Origin of the sequence: Halomonas sp. B23F22_20, assembly GCF_043496985.1 — a bacterium.
Lineage (GTDB): Bacteria > Pseudomonadota > Gammaproteobacteria > Pseudomonadales > Halomonadaceae > Halomonas.
Genome location: NZ_JBIEKH010000001.1, coordinates 251726 through 269385 on the forward strand (window position 1 = coordinate 251726; position 17660 = coordinate 269385).

Genomic DNA, 17660 nt, shown 5'->3' on the forward strand with positions numbered 1-17660 from the left:
GCTCGAAGCTGGAGGCCCGCAGCCCGTAGCCCGTAGCCCTCAGCTCGGTGCGATTAGCCGCCGACTGTCTCTCGGCGTTACAATACTTGGCCCGCATCGCCCTGCCGATGCGGGTTCTTTCGTCCCGAGCCTGATCGATCACCGGAGCCCTTGAGTCCATCGTGAGTAGCCTGACCCCAGCCCCCGACGCGCCCGAATCCGACGCCGCCGCCCTGAAGGCCCTCCAGGGCGAGCTCGACGGCGTGCTGCTGCGCGATGCGCCCCGCCTGGGCAAGCGCCTCGCCGGCCTGATCCGGCGCAGTCGGCAGGGCAAGCCGGTGGACCGTGGGCTTGCCGAGCTGCGCCGGGAGGTCGAGCGTTCGCGGGCGAAGGTGGACGCCCGGGCGTCGCGCCCGGTACGCCTGGCCTATCCCGAGGAGCTGCCGGTGGCCGAGCGCCGCGAGGACATCCTCGAGGCGCTGCGCGATCACCAGGTGGTGGTGGTGGCCGGCGAGACGGGCTCGGGCAAGACCACTCAGTTGCCCAAGCTGTGCCTGGAGCTGGGGCTTGGACGACGCGGGTTGATCGGTCATACCCAGCCGCGTCGGCTGGCGGCCCGCTCGGTGGCCACTCGCCTGGCCGAGGAGATGGACGTACCGCTGGGCGAGCAGGTCGGCTATCAGGTGCGCTTCACCGACCACACCGACGATGCCACCCTGGTCAAGCTGATGACCGACGGGATCCTGCTGGCCGAGACCCGTCATGATCCCGACCTCAGGCGCTACGAGGCGATCATCATCGACGAGGCCCACGAGCGCAGCCTCAACATCGATTTCCTGCTCGGCTACCTCAAGCGCCTGCTCGAGCGTCGCCCCGACCTCAAGGTGATCATCACCTCGGCGACCATCGACGTGGAACGCTTCGCCGAGCACTTCGCGCTAAAGGGGCCGGACGGCACGCCGACCCCGGCACCGGTGGTCGAAGTGTCCGGGCGCACCTATCCGGTGGAGGTGCGCTATCGGCCGCTAACCCGCGAGGCCGAGGATGAGGAGGACCGCACCCTGCAGGAGGGCATCCTGCAGGCGGTGGAGGAGATCGAGGCCATCGAGCGCGAGAAGCGCTGGTTCCATGGCCCCCGCGACATCCTGGTGTTCCTGCCGGGCGAGCGCGAGATCCGCGAGGCCGCCGACACCCTGCGACGCGCCGAGCTGCGCGACACCGAGATTCTGCCGCTCTACGCGCGGCTCTCCAACGCCGAGCAGAACCGCGTGTTCGCCGCGCATCGCGGGCGGCGAATCGTGCTCTCGACCAACGTCGCCGAGACGTCCCTGACCGTACCGGGCATCCGCTACGTGATCGACCCGGGCCTGGTGCGCATCAGCCGCTACAGCTACCGGGCCAAGATCCAGCGCCTGCCGGTGGAGGCGGTCAGCCAGGCCAGCGCCGACCAGCGCAAGGGCCGCTGCGGCCGCGTGGCCGAGGGGGTATGCATCCGCCTCTATGACGAGGAGGACTACCTTGGTCGCCCCGAATTCACCGATCCCGAGATCCGGCGCACCAACCTGGCCTCGGTGATACTGTCGATGCTGTCGTTGAAGCTCGGCAGCATCGAGGCCTTTCCGTTCGTCGATCCGCCCGATTCTCGCTTCGTCACCGACGGCTTCCGGCTGCTGTTCGAGCTCGGTGCGGTGGACGAGGGCCAGCGCATCACGCCGCTCGGCCGCAAGCTGGCGCGGTTGCCCATCGACCCGCGCCTGGCGCGCATGCTGCTGGCCGGTGCCGAGCAGGGCGGGCTGCGCGAGGTGCTGGTGGTGGTCTCGGCGCTGGCTATCCAGGACCCGCGCGACCGCCCGGCCGAGAAGCGCCAGGCCGCCGATCAGGCCCACCGCCGCTGGCAGGATCCGGACTCCGATTTCGTGGCGCTGCTCAACCTGTGGCACGGCTTCGAGGCCGCCCGCGAGGAGCTCTCCGGCAACCGACTGCGCCGCTGGTGCAAGGATCACTACCTCAACTATCTGCGCCTGCGCGAGTGGCACGACACTTTCCGCCAGCTGCGTCAGCTGCTGCGCGACATGGACATCGACGTCCCGGCGCCGAGTCCGCTTCCGCCGGTTGATGACGATGGTGAGACCGCCAAGAAGGCCCGCCGTGACAGCGCCGTGCGGCTGCACAAGGCGCTACTGCCGGGGCTGCTGTCGCACCTCGGCCATTTCCTGGAGAATCGGGAGTATCAGGGCGCGCGCAACCGCAAGTTCATGATCCATCCCGGCTCGGGACTCTCCAAGAAAACGCCCAAGTGGGTGATGGCCTTCGAGCTGGTCGAGACGTCGAAGCTTTTTGCCCGCACCGTGGCGAAGATCGATCCGGCCTGGATCGAGCCGCTGGCCGGCCATCTGGTCAAGCGCAGCTACAGCGAACCACACTGGGAGATGAAGCGCGCCCAGGTGGTGGCCTTCGAGCAGGTCACGCTGTTCGGTCTGGCGATCGTCAACCGCCGCCGGGTGCATTATGGCCCGATCGCGCCGGCAGAGTCCCGGGAGCTTTTCATCCGCCGGGCGCTGGTGGAGGGCGAGTTCAAGACCCGCGGCGAGTTCTTCGCTCACAATCGCGCGCTGGTGGAAGAGGTCGAGGACCTCGAGGACCGCGCCCGCAAGCGCGACATCCTGGTCGACGAGGAGGCGCTGTTCGACTTCTACGACGCACGGATCCCAGAGGACATCGTCAACGGCAAGGGCTTCGAGGCCTGGCGCAAGCAGGCCGAGCGCGACGCCCCGGACGTGCTCAAGTTCGACCGTGCCGCGCTGCTGGCCCGGGAGGCGGAGGAGGTCACCCAGGCCGATTACCCCGACGAGCTGGCGTTGAACGGCGTGCGCTATCCGCTGAGCTATCATTTCGCCCCCGGCGCCGCCGACGACGGCGTGACCCTGACCGTGCCGGCGGCGATGTTGCCGCAGCTGTCCGAAGCGCGCCTTGAGTGGCTGGTACCGGGCCTGCTGCGCGAGAAGTGCATTGCGCTGCTCAAGTCGCTGCCCAAGTCGATCCGCCGCCAGGTGGTGCCGATTCCCGACTGGGTAGACGCCGCCTTGCAGGCCATGACGCCGGACGACGTGTCGCTTACCGAGGCGCTGGGCGAGTTCCTGCGGGTCAAGACAGGGGTTCGCCTGCATCCCGATGACTGGCGGGTCGATCAGCTCGAGCCGCACCTGGTGATGAACCTGCGGGTGGTCGACCATGAGGGACGAGAACTTGGCCAGGGGCGCGACATTCGCGCCCTGGAGCAGCGTTTCGAGACCGCCGCCGGTGAGGGCGCTCGCGCGCTGGCCAGTGAGGCCAGCGAGGCGGATGCGCTGGAGACGCTGCCCGAGGCACCGCTGCCGGAATCCAGGGTCACCACCCAGGCCGGCATCCGCGTCGAGGCCTATCCGGCCGTGGTGCCTGACGACGACAGCCTGAGGGTCGAGCTGTTCGACCATCCCGACAAGGCGCGCGAGGCCCATCGCCGCGGCGTGGTGCGCGCCGCCATGTCGCGCCTGCCCGATCAGGTGTGCGCCATCGAGCGCCTGCCCGGCCTTTCGCCCTGCGCGCTGCTGTTCGCCAAGGTAGGCAGCAAGCGCCAGTTGGCCGAGGATCTGGTCAGCGCCGTGTTCCAGCAGGTGGTGGCCGTCGACCCGCTGCCACGCTCTCGCGATGAACTGGAGGCGCGCCTGGCCCAGACACGCGACGCCCTGGTGCCCCACGCCGAGGAACGGCTCGGTACCCTCAAGCAGGCGCTGGAGGGGCATCTGGCGGTGACCAAGGCGTTGAAGGGCAACCTCAACCTCTCGCTGGCGCTGGTTTACAGTGATCTAAAGGCCCAGATGCAGCGTCTGGTGCATCCTGGCTTCCTCACCGAGGCCGGCGACTGGCTGACGGAGTACCCGCGCTATATGGACGCCGCACAGATTCGATTGGAGAAGGCGCCGAGGGAGCGCATGCGCGACCAGATGCACATGCAGGCGGTGCAGGACTTCGAGTCCAGGTGGATGGCTCGGCGCGAGAGCGAGCGTCGCGGAGGCGTTGAGGATCCGGCGCTGGTCGAGTTCGGCTGGTGGATCGAGGAACTGCGCGTGTCGCTGTTCGCCCAGCAGCTGGGGACCCGGATGCCGGTATCGGAGAAGCGTCTCGAGAAGCGCTGGAAGGAGCTCATCGGGCGTGGCTGATTCACGAGTTGGCCGGCCAGGACAGCAGCCACGCGCCGGCCCAAGGAGACATGCATGACGGATGTGATCATCACCGGCACCGGCCTCTACACCCCGCCGCATGCCATCGGCAACGACGCCCTGGTGGATGCCTTCAACGCCTGGGTAGAGACCGAGAACGCCAGGCGCGCCGAGGCGGGCGAGACGGCAAGGCTCGAACCGTCGAGCAGTGACTTCATCGTCAAGGCCTCGGGCATCGAGAACCGCTACGTGCTCGACGCCGAGGGTATCCTCGATCCGACCCGGATGCGCCCCAGGCTGCCCGGAAGACGCAATGACGAGCCCTCGATCCAGTGCGAGATGGGGCTGGCGGCGGCTAATGAGGCCTTGGCCGCGGCGGGCGTCGAGGCCGCTGACATCGATCTGGTGATCGTGGCCTGTTCCAACCTGGAGCGTGCCTATCCGGCGGTGGCCGTGGAGCTGCAGGCGGGCCTGGGCGCCTCCGGCCACGCCTACGACATGAATGTGGCCTGCAGCTCGGCGACCTTTGCCATCGACGCCGCCGCCAATGCCATCCGCGGCGGCGGCGTGCGCCGCGCCCTGGTGGTCAACCCCGAGATCTGCTCGGCGCATCTCAACTTCCGCGACCGCGACAGCCATTTCATCTTCGGCGATGCCTGTACGGCCATCGTTCTCGAGGATGCCAGCCTGGCCAGTGCCAAGGGGGGCTTCGAGATCCTGGGGACGCGACTCGTGACCCGTTTCTCCAATGCCATCCGCAACAATGCCGGCTTCCTCGACCGGGTCACCGACGCCGATCCGCTGGCTGCCGATCGGCTGTTCGTCCAGGAGGGTCGACGAGTATTCAAGGACGTCTGCCCGATGGTGGCCTCGTTGATCGGCGATCACCTGGTCGAGCTGTCACTGTCTGGGGAGACGCTCGATCGTCTGTGGCTGCATCAGGCCAACCGTCACATGAATGACCTGATCGCCCGACGGGTCCTGGGCCGCGACCCGAGTCCCGCGGAAGCGCCGATCATTCTCGATCGCTACGCCAATACCAGCTCAGCCGGCTCGATCATCGCCTTGCATTTGCACCGCCAGGACTTGCCGGCGGGCTCACTCGGGGTGGTGTGTTCCTTCGGCGCGGGCTACAGTGCCGGCAGCGTCGTGATCCAGCGACGCTGAGACCGATATGGACGATAGAAAGATGCGTAGGGAGACTGCTCCAGCAATGACCTCACATGCCCCGATGCGCCAGGCCGGACGTGGCCTGGCGGCGCTGTGCGCGCTGGCCCTGCTGACGGGTTGTGCGTCCACTGCCACCAGCGAGCGCTCCCGACCCGAGGACCCCTGGGAGGGTTTCAACCGCCAGGTGTTCGCCTTCAACGAGACCCTCGATCGCTATGCCCTCAAGCCGGCGGCCCAGGGCTACCGATTCGTGACCCCGGACCCGGTGGAAACGGGCGTCGGCAACTTCTTCTCGAATCTTGGCGAGATTCGTACCACCCTCAACAGCCTGCTGCAGGGCAAGGGCAGTAACGCTGGTATTGCCACGGGGCGCTTCTTGATCAACTCCACGGTGGGCGTGCTCGGCTTCTTCGACGTGGCCTCGCACATGGAGTTGACCGGTCGCGAGGAAGATTTCGGCCAGACCCTGGCCACCTGGGGCGTCGGCGAGGGGCCCTACGTGGTGCTGCCGCTGCTGGGGCCGAGCACGGTGCGCGATACTGCCGGGCTGCCGGTGGACATGTACACCGATCCGCTCACCTATGTGGAGGAGGATAAGGTACGCTATTCGCTGTTGGCCCTGGATGTCATCGATACCCGTGCGGGACTGCTCGACCAGGAGCGCCTGATTCGCGGCGATCGCTACAGTTTCATCCGCGACAGCTGGTTGCAGCGTCGACGCTTCGAGGTCAACGACGGCGAACTGGGCGAAGATCCCTTCGCCACCGATGAGTTCGACTTCGACGATGCCGACTTCGATGACGCCTTCGCCGAATGAGGCCATGACAGCATGCCTGGAGCCAACGAGCTGATTGCTCTGATCGACGTTCCCGGGCCCGAGCGCGACGCCCTGGCCGAGATCATTGCCAAGGACGGGCTGGCGGTGATCGCCGTGGAGAACGCCGAGCAACTGCCGCAAAATGCCGCCCTGGTGGTGGCGCATTCACGCGCGCTGCCCAGCGATGCCTGGGGAGATCTGGCTGAACGCGTGCCGACCCTGGTGGTCAGCGACGATCGCCAGGACAGCGAGCTGCTGAGGGCCGTCGATGCCGGCCTGGTCGACTACGTGGTCGAGCCGCGCCGGCACGGTCACCTGCTGCGACGCATGATTCGTCGCGTCATCGACCTCAACCGGCTGGCCCAGGAGCGCGAGCACGATCGGGCGCGGCTGGCCGAACTCAACGAGCGCCTCGAAACCCATCTGGCGATGCTGCGCCTCGACCAGCAGGCCGGCGGCCAGATCCAGCGCAAGCTGCTGCCGCCTCGGCCCCAGAGCGTGGGCGGGGTGATCTGCGACTACTGGCTGGCGCCGTCACTGTACCTGTCCGGCGACTTCCTCGACTTCCAGCGCTTCGACGATCGCTATACCCTGTTCTATTTCGCCGACGTGTCGGGGCACGGAGCCTCCTCGGCCTTCGTTACCGTGCTGCTCAAGTCGTTGTCCAACCGCTGGCAGCACGAGTGGGACGGCCAACATCCGGAATGCCTGGCGCCGCGCTGGCTGGCCGGCTTGAATCGTGAGCTGCTCGACACGGGCATCGGCAAGCATGCCACGCTGTTCGTCGGCGTCATTGACCGTGAGCGTCGCTATCTGCACTATTCGCTCGGTGCTCAGTTGCCCATGCCGCTGCTGGTCGAAGAGGGCGAAGCTCGCTACCTCGCGGGGGAGGGCATGCCGGTGGGGTTGTTTCCGGATGTCGAATACCCGCAGTTGGGCTGTGAGCTGCCGGCCGACTTTCGGCTGTGGCTGTGCTCCGATGGCATCCTCGAGTGCCTGCCCGGTGAAACGCTCGAGTCGCGTCTCGAGGAACTGCGCAGGCGGGCCCGGGACAGCGAGACGCTGTCGGCGCTGCGCGACGGCCTTGCCCTGGGCGACAAGATCGCCGACGATGATACTGAGGTCGCCGAGCACGCCCCCGGCCATGACGAGCTTCCCGATGACCTGACGATCATGATGTTGAGCGGATTTGGCAATGATGATGCATGAAGGCCGCATCAAGGCGGCGTTCGATTCCGGGGTGTTCGTACTCAAGCTTTGTGGAGACGTTCGCCTGACGCTGTGTGCGACCCTCGACACCCAGGCCCAGCGCCTGGCCGAGACCCCGGGGCTGGAGGCGGTGATGGTGGACCTTCGCGAGGCCACCAATGTCGATTCCACGGCGCTCGGTTTCCTGGCCAAGGTCGCCATGGCGCTGCAGGGCCGACTGCGTCAGCCGCCGACCATCGTCGTCGACAATCCCGACGTCCGGCGCATGCTCGACGTCATGGGCTTCGCCCATTACTTCACCCTCGTGGATTCGCCGATCACCGAGCCCCATGAGCTGCGTGACCTGCCCGAAGTTCCTGCCGACGAGGCGCAGATGCGTGAACGCATCCTCGAGGCGCATCGTATTCTGATGCACATGAATGAGCACAATCGCGAGCAGTTCCAGCCGCTGGTGGAAATGCTCGAGGATCAGGAGACCACGCCACACCGGGGCTGAGTGAGTCGTTTTCCGCGCGAGTCCGATTGCATCGTGCTTCTCATTCCGCGGGAGTCGCCGAAAGGCGACTCCCGCGCGTCGTTCAGCCTTGGCGGAGCTCGCCCAGCAGCGTCTCGAGCTTGCGCTGGTCGGCCATGAACTTGCGGATGCCTTCGGCCAGTTTCTCGGTGACCATGGCATCTTCGTTCAGGGCCCAGCGGAACTCGGCCTCGTTCTGCGGTTCTGGGGCGCGGGTCTCAGCGTCCAGCGGGGACAGGCGACGCGCCAGGTGACCGTGACTCTCGGCCAGCTCGCCCAGCAGGGTCGGCGAGATGGTCAGCCGGTCGCAGCCGGCGAGCGCCTTGATCTCGCCGCTGTTGCGGAAGCTGGCGCCCATCACGATGGTCTCGTAGCCGTGGCCCTTGAAATGCTCGTAGATGCGCTTGACCGACTGCACGCCCGGGTCGCGATCACCCTCGAAGTCGGCTTCTGGTTCCCGAGACTTGTGCCAGTCGAGGATGCGGCCGACGAAGGGCGAGACCAGGGTGACGCCGGCATCCGCGCAGGCGCGGGCCTGGTCGACGCCGAACATCAGCGTCAGGTTGCAGTGGATGCCCTCGCGTTCCAGGACCTGGGCGGCACGAATACCTTCCCAGGTGGAGGCGAGCTTGATCAGGATCCGCGATGGATCCACGCCGTGTCGCTGGTAGCGGTCGATCAGTGAACGGGCCCGGGCCAGCGAGGCCTCGGTGTCGAAGGACAGCCGCGCGCTGACCTCGGTGGACACGTAGCCGGGCACCAGGGCGCTGATCTCGCTGCCGATTTCCACCGCGACTGCGTCGAGGGCGTCATCGATGTCGGTGGCCTGTCGGGCGATCTCGCCCAGTCGCTGGCGGCGGCCCTCCTGCTGGGCGGCCTGCAGGATCAGCGATGGATTGGTGGTGGCGTCGGTGGGCTGGAAACGGCGAATGGCTTCGATGTCGCCGGTGTCGGCCACTACCGTGGTCATGTCTTTGAGTTGCGTCAGCAGGTCGTCAGCCATGGGTCATGCGTCCTCCGTGGTATCTGGCTTGTCACTCTAGCAAGGGCCGGTAGGCGAATATAGGTGATCCCGGCAAGAGGCTGGCACTTGGGTTACCATTAGCGCCCTAGTGGATATTGTTCTGGAGGCTCCTTGTCCCTCAATGCCCGACGCGTGGCCCTGCTGGTCGCCATCAATACCGCCCTGGCCCCCTTCGCCATCGATGCCTATCTGCCGGCCATGCCGGCGCTGGCCGCGGCGGTGGGGGAAAGCATTCACCACACCGAGCTGTCGATCAGCATCTTCCTGCTCGGCTTCGCCTTCGGCCAGCTGGCCGGCGGGCCGATGTCCGATCGCCTGGGGCGCCGCCCGGTGCTGCTGACCGGGCTGGTGGTCTTCCTGCTGGCCAGCCTGATGATCATCCAGGTGGATACCTTGGGCGAGCTGCTGACCTGGCGCTTCGTTCAGGCCCTCGGCGGCGGAGCCTGCGTGGTCAATTCGGCGGCCATCGTGCGTGACTGCTTCAGCGGGCGCGAGGCGGCCAAGGTGATGTCGACCATGGCGATGATCCTGATGTTGGCGCCGCTGGTGGCGCCGGCGGTGGGCAGCGGCCTGCTGTATCTGGCCGATTGGTGGCTGATCTTCGCCTTCCTGGCCGCTTATGCGGCCTTCCTGCTGTGGTTCATGGGCACCCGGCTGCCGGAGACACGGGCCCCTGATGCCCCGGTGGCCTCGCCGCGCCAGGTGCTTCGCAACTACGCCAGCGTGCTGCGTCATCGCGAGGGCATGGGTTATGTGCTCTCCGTAGCTGCGACCTTCTCCGGGATGTTCGCCTTCATCACCGCCTCGCCCTTTCTCTACATGACCCACTACGGCGTGTCACCGGCGGTCTATCCGCTGGTGTTCGGCGCCAATGTGGTGGTCATGGCGCTCTCCAACCGGGTCAACATCCGCCTGCTGCGGCGGCGCACGCCACAGCAGAACATGCGCCTGGGGCTGGGCGTGCAATTCGGTGTGGCCATTGCCCTGGTGGCGCTGGTGGCCACCGGGTTGGATTCGCTGGTGAACGTGGTGCCGCTGATCATGCTGTTCATGGGAATGGTCGGGTTGATCACACCCAACGCCATCGCCTCGCTGCTCGAGCATTTCAGCCACATGAGCGCTACCGCCACGGCACTGCTGGGCTGCATACAGTTCACCTGTGGGGCCCTGGCCGGTGTGGTGGTGAGTGCTTTCGAGGTCGACAGTGCCTGGCCGATGGTGCTGACCATGCTACTGGTGTCGCTGGCCGGCAACCTGGCCCTGCGGCGACTGGTGGGGCGCGCCGCCCTCCACTGAGATGGCTTTCCTCCGCGCCGACCGCTCGGTCGGTGCTGCCCTGGCCGCTGGGTGCCAGGGCGACTGTTTCCCTTCGCCGACGATGCGGTCGGCACGAGTTAGCACTTGTCATGAAGCTGTCATTTTCGTGGGGCATCGTGTGTCTCGCGCAGGATGATCACTTCTCAGAACAGGAGCTTTCTCCATGAACCGCATCCTCAAGACCACCGCTATCGCTGCCGCCGTCATGGGCGTGGTCGGTGTCGCCCAAGCCCGCGACCAGGTTCGCATCGTCGGGTCCAGCACCGTCTATCCGTTTGCCAGCTACGTGGCCGAGGAATTCGGCGCCACCACCGACTATCCGACCCCGGTTATCGAGTCCACCGGTTCCGGCGGTGGCCTGCGCCTGTTCTGCAACGGCGTCGGCGACGATACCCCGGACATCACCAACGCCTCGCGCCGCATGAAGCCCTCCGAGTTCGAGCGCTGCGCCGAGAACGGCGTGACCGACATCACCGAGGCCTTCGTTGGCTATGACGGCATCGCCTTCGCTCAGTCCAGTGCCAACGAGGCCATGAACCTGAGCCGCGAGCAGCTGTTCCTGGCCCTGGCCGCCCAGGTCCCGGTCGACGGTGAACTGGTCGACAACCCCTACACCCAGTGGAGCGACATCGACGCGTCGCTGCCGGATCGCGAGATCGCCGTCTACGGGCCGCCCACCACTTCCGGCACCCGCGACGCCTTCGAGGAGCTGGTGATGGAAGCCGCCTCAGAGGACATGGAGGCCTACGGCGGCGAGGGCTACACCGACATCCGTGCCGATGGCGCCTTCATCGACGCCGGCGAGAACGACAACCTGATCGTTCAGCGCCTGGCCGAGAACACCGACGCCTTCGGTATCTTCGGCTACTCCTTCCTCGAGGAGAACGCCGACAGCTTGATCGGTTCCAGCATCGACGGCGTCGAGCCGACCCCGGAGGCCATCGGCAGCGGTGAGTATCCGGTGTCCCGTTCGCTGTTCTTCTACGTCAAGAACCAGCACGCCGACGAGGTCCCGGCCATGAACGCGTACGCCAACATGTTCATGAGCGAGCAGATGATCGGCGATCTCGGCTACCTCAAGGGCATTGGCCTGATTCCGGCGCCGGAAGACATGCGTGCCGAGGCCCGCAGCGCGGTCGAGAATCACGAGGCACTCGAGCTGGCCGACCTCAAGTAAGAGGCCGGGTTCCAGCCCTGAACCGGCCGGCAGCCAGGGGCTGTCGGCCGGCGCACGTTCCGGCGGGGTGCCGGTTTGGGCCCCGCGGATCCATTCCGCCGAGAGACACCTATGCAGACCAATCAACTCCTCGCTCTGTTCTGCGGCACCTTGCTGGTGCTGGGTCTGATAGCCTTCTTCCTGGGACGGGCCAAGGCCGCCAAGGTGCGCGCCGCCGGCATGTCCATGTACGCCCAGCCCGATCAGTACGCCTGGTTCAGCGTGCTGACCACCGCCGGGCCGGCGATTGTCGTGGGAGCGGTCGGCGCCTTCGCGATGCTGCTGCTGGGCGCGGCGATTCCGCCCCTCTACCTGTTGGCTGCCAGCATGGTCGTGGCCTGTGCGGGATTGGCCGCCGGCATCGGTCTGGTGCGCCCTGACTTCCATGCGCGCAAGGCCATCGAGCGGGTCATCCGCTTCATCCTGGCCGGCGCCGCGCTGATCTCGATCTTCACGACATTCGGGATCTTGATCTCCATCGTGGGGGAGGCCATCCGCTTCTTCCAGATGCAGAGTTTCTGGGACTTCATCACCGGCACCACCTGGAATCCCGGGGCCAGCTTCCTCGAGGCCGCCGGACGCGCCGAGGAAGGCGGCAGTGCCGCCCAGTTCGGCTCGGTGCCGCTGTTTGCCGGCACCTTCATGATCTCCGCCATCGCCATGCTGGTGGCGATCCCCGTGGGGCTGCTGGCGGCGATCTACATGGCCGAGTTCGCGCCGGCGCGCGTGCGGACCCTGGCCAAGCCGGTACTCGAGGTGCTGGCCGGCATTCCCACCGTGGTCTATGGCTTCTTCGCCGCCATCACCGTGGCGCCGATCATCGTCGACGTAGCCGGCGCGCTTGGCTTCGAGGCCTCCTTCAACAACGCCCTGGCCCCCGGCATCGTCATGGGCATCATGATCATCCCGTTCATCTCCTCGCTGTCCGATGACGTCATCAATTCGGTGCCGGACAGCATGCGCCAGGGGTCGTTGGCGCTGGGCATGACCAAGGCCGAGACCATCCGCGACGTGGTGGTGCCGGCGGCCCTGCCGGGCATCATTTCTGCCTCGCTGCTGGCGGTCTCCCGGGCGCTGGGCGAAACCATGATCGTGGTGATGGCCGCCGGCATGCGGCCCAACTTGACCGTCAATCCGCTGGAGGACATGACCACCGTGACGGTGCGCATCGTCGCCGCCCTGACCGGCGATCAGGAGTTCGCCAGCGCCGAGACCCTCTCGGCCTTCGCCCTGGGACTGGTGCTGTTCGTGGTCACCCTGTCGCTGAACCTGGTCTCGGTGATCATGATCCGCCGGTTCCGCGAGAAGTACCGGATCAATAACCTTTAACGCTGGGAGCCATTCCGATGAGCCAATCCTTCGACGAGATCAGCGCCCAGCTTCGGCGTCGTCATCGCAAGTCCGCCCGCCTGAAGTGGATGTCCATGGGGGCCCTGGGGCTGGCCGGCCTGTTCCTGGTGCTGTTCTTCGCCGATATGCTGGTCAAGGGCCTGCCGGCCTTCCAGCAGGCGCAGATCCAGGTCGAGGTCGACTACAGCGAACGCGCCGCTGAACTGCCCCTGGCTGCCGTCCAGGAGGATGTCCGCCCGCTGGTCAGCCGCGGCTACCTGCGCCTGATTCCGGGCCGCATGGAAGACGATGCCGGCCTGCTCGGCACCACCCGCATGGAGTGGGTGCTGGCCGACGGCCAGGTCGACCAGTACCTCAAGGGCCACCATTCGCGGCTCAGTTCGGGCCAGCAGGCGGTGGTCGATCGACTGGTGGACGAGGGCCGCGCCGAGCTGCGCTTCAACACCACCTTCTTCACCAGCGGCGATTCCAAGATGCCCGAGCTCGCCGGCATTGCGGCCGCCGCCATGGGCACGGTGATGACTCTGCTGGTGACCCTGGCGGTGTCCTTCCCGATCGGCGTGATGACCGCGGTGTATCTCGAGGAATTCGCCCCGGATAACCGCTTCACCCAGCTGATCGAGATCAACATCAACAACCTGGCGGCCATTCCCTCGATCCTGTTCGGCCTGCTGGGCCTGGCGATCTTCATCAACTTCTTCGGCGTACCGCGCTCCTCGCCGGTGGTCGGCGGCCTGACGCTGGCGCTGATGACCCTGCCGGTGATCATCATCGCCACCCGCACGGCGCTGCGCAGCGTGCCGGACTCGATCCGCCATGCCGCTTTCGGGGTGGGCTGCTCGCGCTGGCAGGTGGTGCGTGACCATGTCCTGCCGCTGGCCCTGCCGGGCATCATGACCGGCTCGATCATCGGCCTGGCCCAGGCCATGGGCGAGACGGCACCGCTGATCATCGTCGGCATGGTGGCCTTCATCCCCGACGTCACTGCTTCCTTCAACGAGGCGGCTACGGTGCTGCCGGCGCAGATCTTTACCTGGGCGGGCGAGCCCGACCGCGCCTTCATCGAGAAGACCTCCGGCGGCATCCTGGTGCTGCTTGCCGTGCTGATCACCCTCAACGCCACCGCTGTGGTGCTGCGCAAGAAATTCGAACGTCGCTGGTAAGCCATGCGGCCCGACACAGGACATGCCAAGATGAACATTAAAGTTGCCCAGCGGAGCATGACGCCCATGACCGGTCACAGTGCGGGCGAGCCGGTGACCCGCAACGAGCAGGCCAACCACGAGCTGAGCGTGCGTGTGCGCGACCTCAACCTCTGGTACGGCGACAGCCAGGCGCTGCGCGATATCAACATCGACGTCTATCAAAAGAACATCACGGCGCTGATCGGCCCGTCCGGCTGCGGCAAGTCGACCTTCCTGCGCTGCCTCAACCGCATGAACGACCTGATCCCCAGCGTGCGTATCGCCGGGCTGGTGGAGATGGACTGCCGCGACGTCAACGAAGCGAAGATGGACGAGGTGGCGCTGCGTCGTCGGGTGGGCATGGTGTTCCAGAAGCCCAACCCGTTTCCCAAGTCGATCTACGACAACATCGCCTATGCGCCGCGCATGCACGACCTGGTGAGCCGCAAGGCCGACACCGACGAGCTGGTGGAGCGCTCGCTGCGCGACGCTGGGCTCTGGGAGGAGGTCAAGGACAAGCTGCAGGAGCCCGGCACTTCGCTGTCCGGCGGCCAGCAGCAGCGCCTGTGCATCGCTCGGGCGATTGCCGTGCAGCCCGATGTCATCCTGATGGACGAGCCGACCTCGGCCCTGGACCCGATCTCCACGGCGACCATCGAGGACTTGATGGACAAGCTCAAGCAGCAGTTCACCATCATCACCGTGACCCACAACATGCAGCAGGCCGCGCGGGTCGCCGACTACACGGCGTTCTTCCACCTTGGCGAGCTGATCGAGTACAACGACACCCAGACCATGTTCTCCAACCCGGCCACCAAGAAGGCTGAGGATTACATCACCGGTCGTTACGGCTGATCGCGGCGCGTCCGCAGGGGATCGACGGGGAGGCGGCCACGCCTCCCCGTCTTCGTTTCCGAGCGTGTCATGCGATCGTCACGCCGATGGCATAATATATGGAATTCCATATATGTTGGCGGCCTGTAGACCATCGGCGACTCGGAGAACATTCCCATGACCTTGAAGATCGGCATCAACGGCTTCGGCCGTATCGGACGCCTCGTGCTGCGCAGCCTCTGGCCACGGGTCGAGGCCGGCGAGGTCGAGGTGGTGCGCCTCAACGACCCCGGTGGCGACGCCGCCACCTTCGCTCACCTGCTGGAGTTCGATTCGGTCCACGGCCACTGGTCGCCGGGCCAGGGCATCCGGGCCGAGGCCGACGGCCTGGTGATCGACGGCCGGCGCATCGCCTTCGCCGGCCATGACACTATCGGCGGGGCCGACTGGTCCGGCTGCGATGTCGCCATCGAGTGCTCCGGCAGGATGAAGTCGAAGGACAGGCTCCAGGCCTACCTGGATCAGGGCGTCGGCCGGGTGGTGGTCAGCGCGCCGGTCAAGGAGGAGGGCGTGCTCAACGTGGTGATGGGCGTCAACGACGACGAATACGACCCCGGGGTGCATCGCATCGTCACCGCGGCTAGTTGCACCACCAACTGCCTGGCGCCGGTGGTCAAGGTGATCCTCGAGACCTTCGGCATCCGCCACGGCTCGATGACCACGGTGCATGACATCACCAATACCCAGACCATCCTCGATGCCCCGAGCTCTCCACGAAAGCCTGATCTGCGCCGCTCCCGGGCCTGTGGCATGAGCCTGATCCCGACCACCACCGGCTCGGCCAGGGCCATCAGCGCCATCTTTCCCGAGCTTGAGGGCAAGCTGAACGGCCACGCGGTGCGGGTGCCGCTGGCCAACGCCTCGCTGACCGACATGGTCTTCGAGCTCGAGTGCGAGACCACGGCGGAGGCGGTCAACGCCGCCCTCGAGGCCGCCGCCGAGGGCCCGCTGGCCGGGATCCTTGGCTATGAGACGCGCCCCCTGGTGTCCATCGACTACCGAACCGACCCGCGCAGCTCGATCATCGATGCGCCCTCGACCCTGGTGGTGAACGGCACCCAGCTGAAGCTCTATGCCTGGTACGACAACGAGTGGGGCTACGCCAATCGCACCGCCGAACTGGCGCTGAAGGTGGGCGGTGAGCGGGGCGACCATGCCTGACGGCCTGTCACTCGGCGCACGTCTGAAGGCGTTGCCCTTCGAGGTCCGCCAGTACCTGCTGATCACCGGCAACTACTGGGCCTTTACCCTCACCGACGGGGCGTTGCGCATGCTGGTGGTGCTGCACTTCCACCAGTTGGGCTATTCGCCGCTGGAAGTAGCGCTGCTGTTCCTCTTCTACGAGGCCTTCGGTGTAGTCACCAACCTGGTGGGGGGCTGGCTGGGCGCGCGGCTCGGTCTCAACCGCACCATGAACGTCGGGCTCGGCCTGCAGATCGTGGCGCTGGGGATGCTGATGGTGCCCGCGGCGGCCCTGACCGTGCCCTGGGTGATGGCCGCCCAGGCGCTGTCGGGCATCGCCAAGGACCTCAACAAGATGAGCGCCAAGAGTGCGGTCAAGGTACTGGTACCCGAAGGTGGCGTCAGCGCCCAGGGGGCCCTCTACCGCTGGGTGGCCATCCTTACCGGCTCCAAGAACGCCCTCAAGGGCGCCGGCTTCTTCCTAGGCGGGCTGCTGCTGACGCTGATCGGCTTTCGGGGCGCCGTCATCGCCATGGCGCTGATGCTGATCGCGGTGTTGTCACTGTCGCTGGTCAGGCTTACGGCCGATCTGGGGCGCGGCAAACGCAAGCCCAGGTTCACCGAGGTGTTTTCGTCATCGCGCGCGGTCAACGTGCTCTCGGCGGCGCGGCTGTGCCTGTTCGCCGCTCGGGATGTGTGGTTCGTGGTGGCGTTGCCGGTGTTCCTGTATGACCAGCACGGCTGGAGCCACTGGACGGTGGGCGGCCTGCTGGCCCTGTGGGTGATCGGCTACGGCGGCGTGCAGACCCAGGCGCCGCGGCTGACGGCTCGGCTCGGCGCGAGCCCGCGGGGCGTCACCGTGGGGCTGGCGGCGCTGCTGGCCGGCCTGCCGGCGTTGCTGGCCCTGCTGCCGTTGGCCGAGGTGGGCTGGCTGGTGGCTGGCCTGCTGGCCTTCGGCGTGCTGTTCGCCGTCAATTCGAGCTGGCACAGCTACCTGATCGTGCGTTTCGCCCGGGCCGACGGCGTGTCCATGGACGTGGGCTTCTACTATATGGCCAACGCCATGGGTCGACTCGTCGGGACACTGCTGTCCGGTTGGCTCTACCAGGCCCAGGGGCTGGCCGCCTGCCTGGGAGTATCGGCGGCGCTGGTAGCAGCCAGTGCGGCGTTGGCCCTGGCGTTGCCCCGCGATGCTTGAGGGGCGAGCGCCACATGGTGGGCGGAATAACCGAGGAGGCGAGGACACCGTGATATCACTGACCCCCGTGGAGGTCTTCAAGTGCCTGGCCGATGACACCCGCCTGATGCTGATGCTGCTGATTCGCCACCAGGGCGAGCTCTGTGTCTGCGAGCTGACCGAAGCCCTCGAGCTCTCCCAGCCCAAGGTGTCACGCCATCTGGCCCAGCTTCGCCGCTGCGGCCTGCTGGAGGATCGTCGCGCCGGACAGTGGGTGCATTACCGCCTGCCCGTCGACCTGCCCGACTGGGCGCTGTCGACGCTCGAGGCCGCCGCCAAGGGCGATGCCGAGCGGGTGAAAGGCTTGGCGGCACGATTGAACGAGATGGGCGAACGGCCGGCACGACGCGCGGCGCTCTGCTGAGCCG

General features: G+C 66.6%; 14 protein-coding genes. 13 read left to right on the forward strand and 1 reads right to left on the reverse strand.

Annotated features, from left to right (window positions below):
• Positions 1-161: 161 nt before the first annotated feature.
• From hrpA to ACGTN6_RS01195, 5 genes are read left to right on the forward strand one after another with little or no spacing between them, the layout of a single operon-like run.
• Positions 162-4178, forward strand: coding sequence for an ATP-dependent RNA helicase HrpA (hrpA, locus tag ACGTN6_RS01175; RefSeq protein ID WP_394589397.1), 4017 nt, complete (start codon positions 162-164; stop codon positions 4176-4178).
• Between the two features lie 54 nt (positions 4179-4232).
• Positions 4233-5345 (forward strand): beta-ketoacyl-ACP synthase III, encoded by a 1113-nt coding sequence (locus tag ACGTN6_RS01180; RefSeq protein ID WP_394589398.1) that lies wholly within the window; start codon positions 4233-4235, stop codon positions 5343-5345.
• Between the two features lie 46 nt (positions 5346-5391).
• Positions 5392-6165, forward strand: coding sequence for an MlaA family lipoprotein (locus ACGTN6_RS01185; protein ID WP_394589399.1), 774 nt, complete (start codon positions 5392-5394; stop codon positions 6163-6165).
• Positions 6166-6177: 12 nt separating this feature from the next.
• Positions 6178-7374, forward strand: coding sequence for a PP2C family protein-serine/threonine phosphatase (locus ACGTN6_RS01190; protein ID WP_394589400.1), 1197 nt, complete (start codon positions 6178-6180; stop codon positions 7372-7374).
• Positions 7361-7870 (forward strand): STAS domain-containing protein, encoded by a 510-nt coding sequence (locus ACGTN6_RS01195; RefSeq protein ID WP_394589401.1) that lies wholly within the window; start codon positions 7361-7363, stop codon positions 7868-7870. The genes ACGTN6_RS01190 and ACGTN6_RS01195 overlap by 14 nt, the downstream gene beginning before the upstream one ends.
• A gap of 82 nt (positions 7871-7952) precedes the next feature.
• Here the strand turns inward: ACGTN6_RS01195 and tal are convergent, their stop codons facing one another.
• Complete coding sequence (tal, locus tag ACGTN6_RS01200) at positions 7953-8891, reverse strand: transaldolase (RefSeq protein ID WP_394589402.1); 939 nt, start codon at positions 8889-8891, stop codon at positions 7953-7955.
• Positions 8892-9023: 132 nt separating this feature from the next.
• Between tal and ACGTN6_RS01205 the strand changes: the two genes are divergently transcribed.
• From ACGTN6_RS01205 to ACGTN6_RS01240, 8 genes are all read left to right on the forward strand, one after another.
• Positions 9024-10208: a multidrug effflux MFS transporter gene (locus tag ACGTN6_RS01205; RefSeq protein ID WP_394589403.1), complete on the forward strand. Its 1185-nt coding sequence runs from the start codon at positions 9024-9026 to the stop codon at positions 10206-10208.
• Between the two features lie 184 nt (positions 10209-10392).
• Entirely contained in the window at positions 10393-11406 is a 1014-nt protein-coding gene (locus tag ACGTN6_RS01210; protein ID WP_394589404.1) for a PstS family phosphate ABC transporter substrate-binding protein, read from the forward strand.
• A gap of 111 nt (positions 11407-11517) precedes the next feature.
• A complete protein-coding gene (gene pstC / locus ACGTN6_RS01215; protein WP_394589405.1) occupies positions 11518-12774 on the forward strand; it encodes a phosphate ABC transporter permease subunit PstC in 1257 nt (418 codons plus the stop codon).
• 17 nt (positions 12775-12791) lie between these two features.
• On the forward strand, positions 12792-13958 hold the full coding sequence (gene pstA, locus ACGTN6_RS01220) for a phosphate ABC transporter permease PstA (protein WP_394589406.1): 1167 nt from the start codon (positions 12792-12794) through the stop codon (positions 13956-13958).
• Between the two features lie 93 nt (positions 13959-14051).
• On the forward strand, positions 14052-14834 hold the full coding sequence (pstB, locus tag ACGTN6_RS01225; protein WP_394589427.1) for a phosphate ABC transporter ATP-binding protein PstB: 783 nt from the start codon (positions 14052-14054) through the stop codon (positions 14832-14834).
• 156 nt (positions 14835-14990) lie between these two features.
• A complete protein-coding gene (locus ACGTN6_RS01230) occupies positions 14991-16034 on the forward strand; it encodes an ArsJ-associated glyceraldehyde-3-phosphate dehydrogenase (RefSeq protein WP_394589407.1) in 1044 nt (347 codons plus the stop codon).
• A complete protein-coding gene (gene arsJ, locus ACGTN6_RS01235; protein WP_394589408.1) occupies positions 16027-17253 on the forward strand; it encodes an organoarsenical effux MFS transporter ArsJ in 1227 nt (408 codons plus the stop codon). The genes ACGTN6_RS01230 and arsJ overlap by 8 nt, the downstream gene beginning before the upstream one ends.
• A gap of 106 nt (positions 17254-17359) precedes the next feature.
• Positions 17360-17656: a metalloregulator ArsR/SmtB family transcription factor gene (locus tag ACGTN6_RS01240; protein ID WP_394589428.1), complete on the forward strand. Its 297-nt coding sequence runs from the start codon at positions 17360-17362 to the stop codon at positions 17654-17656.
• The last annotated feature ends 4 nt before the right edge of the window (positions 17657-17660 follow it).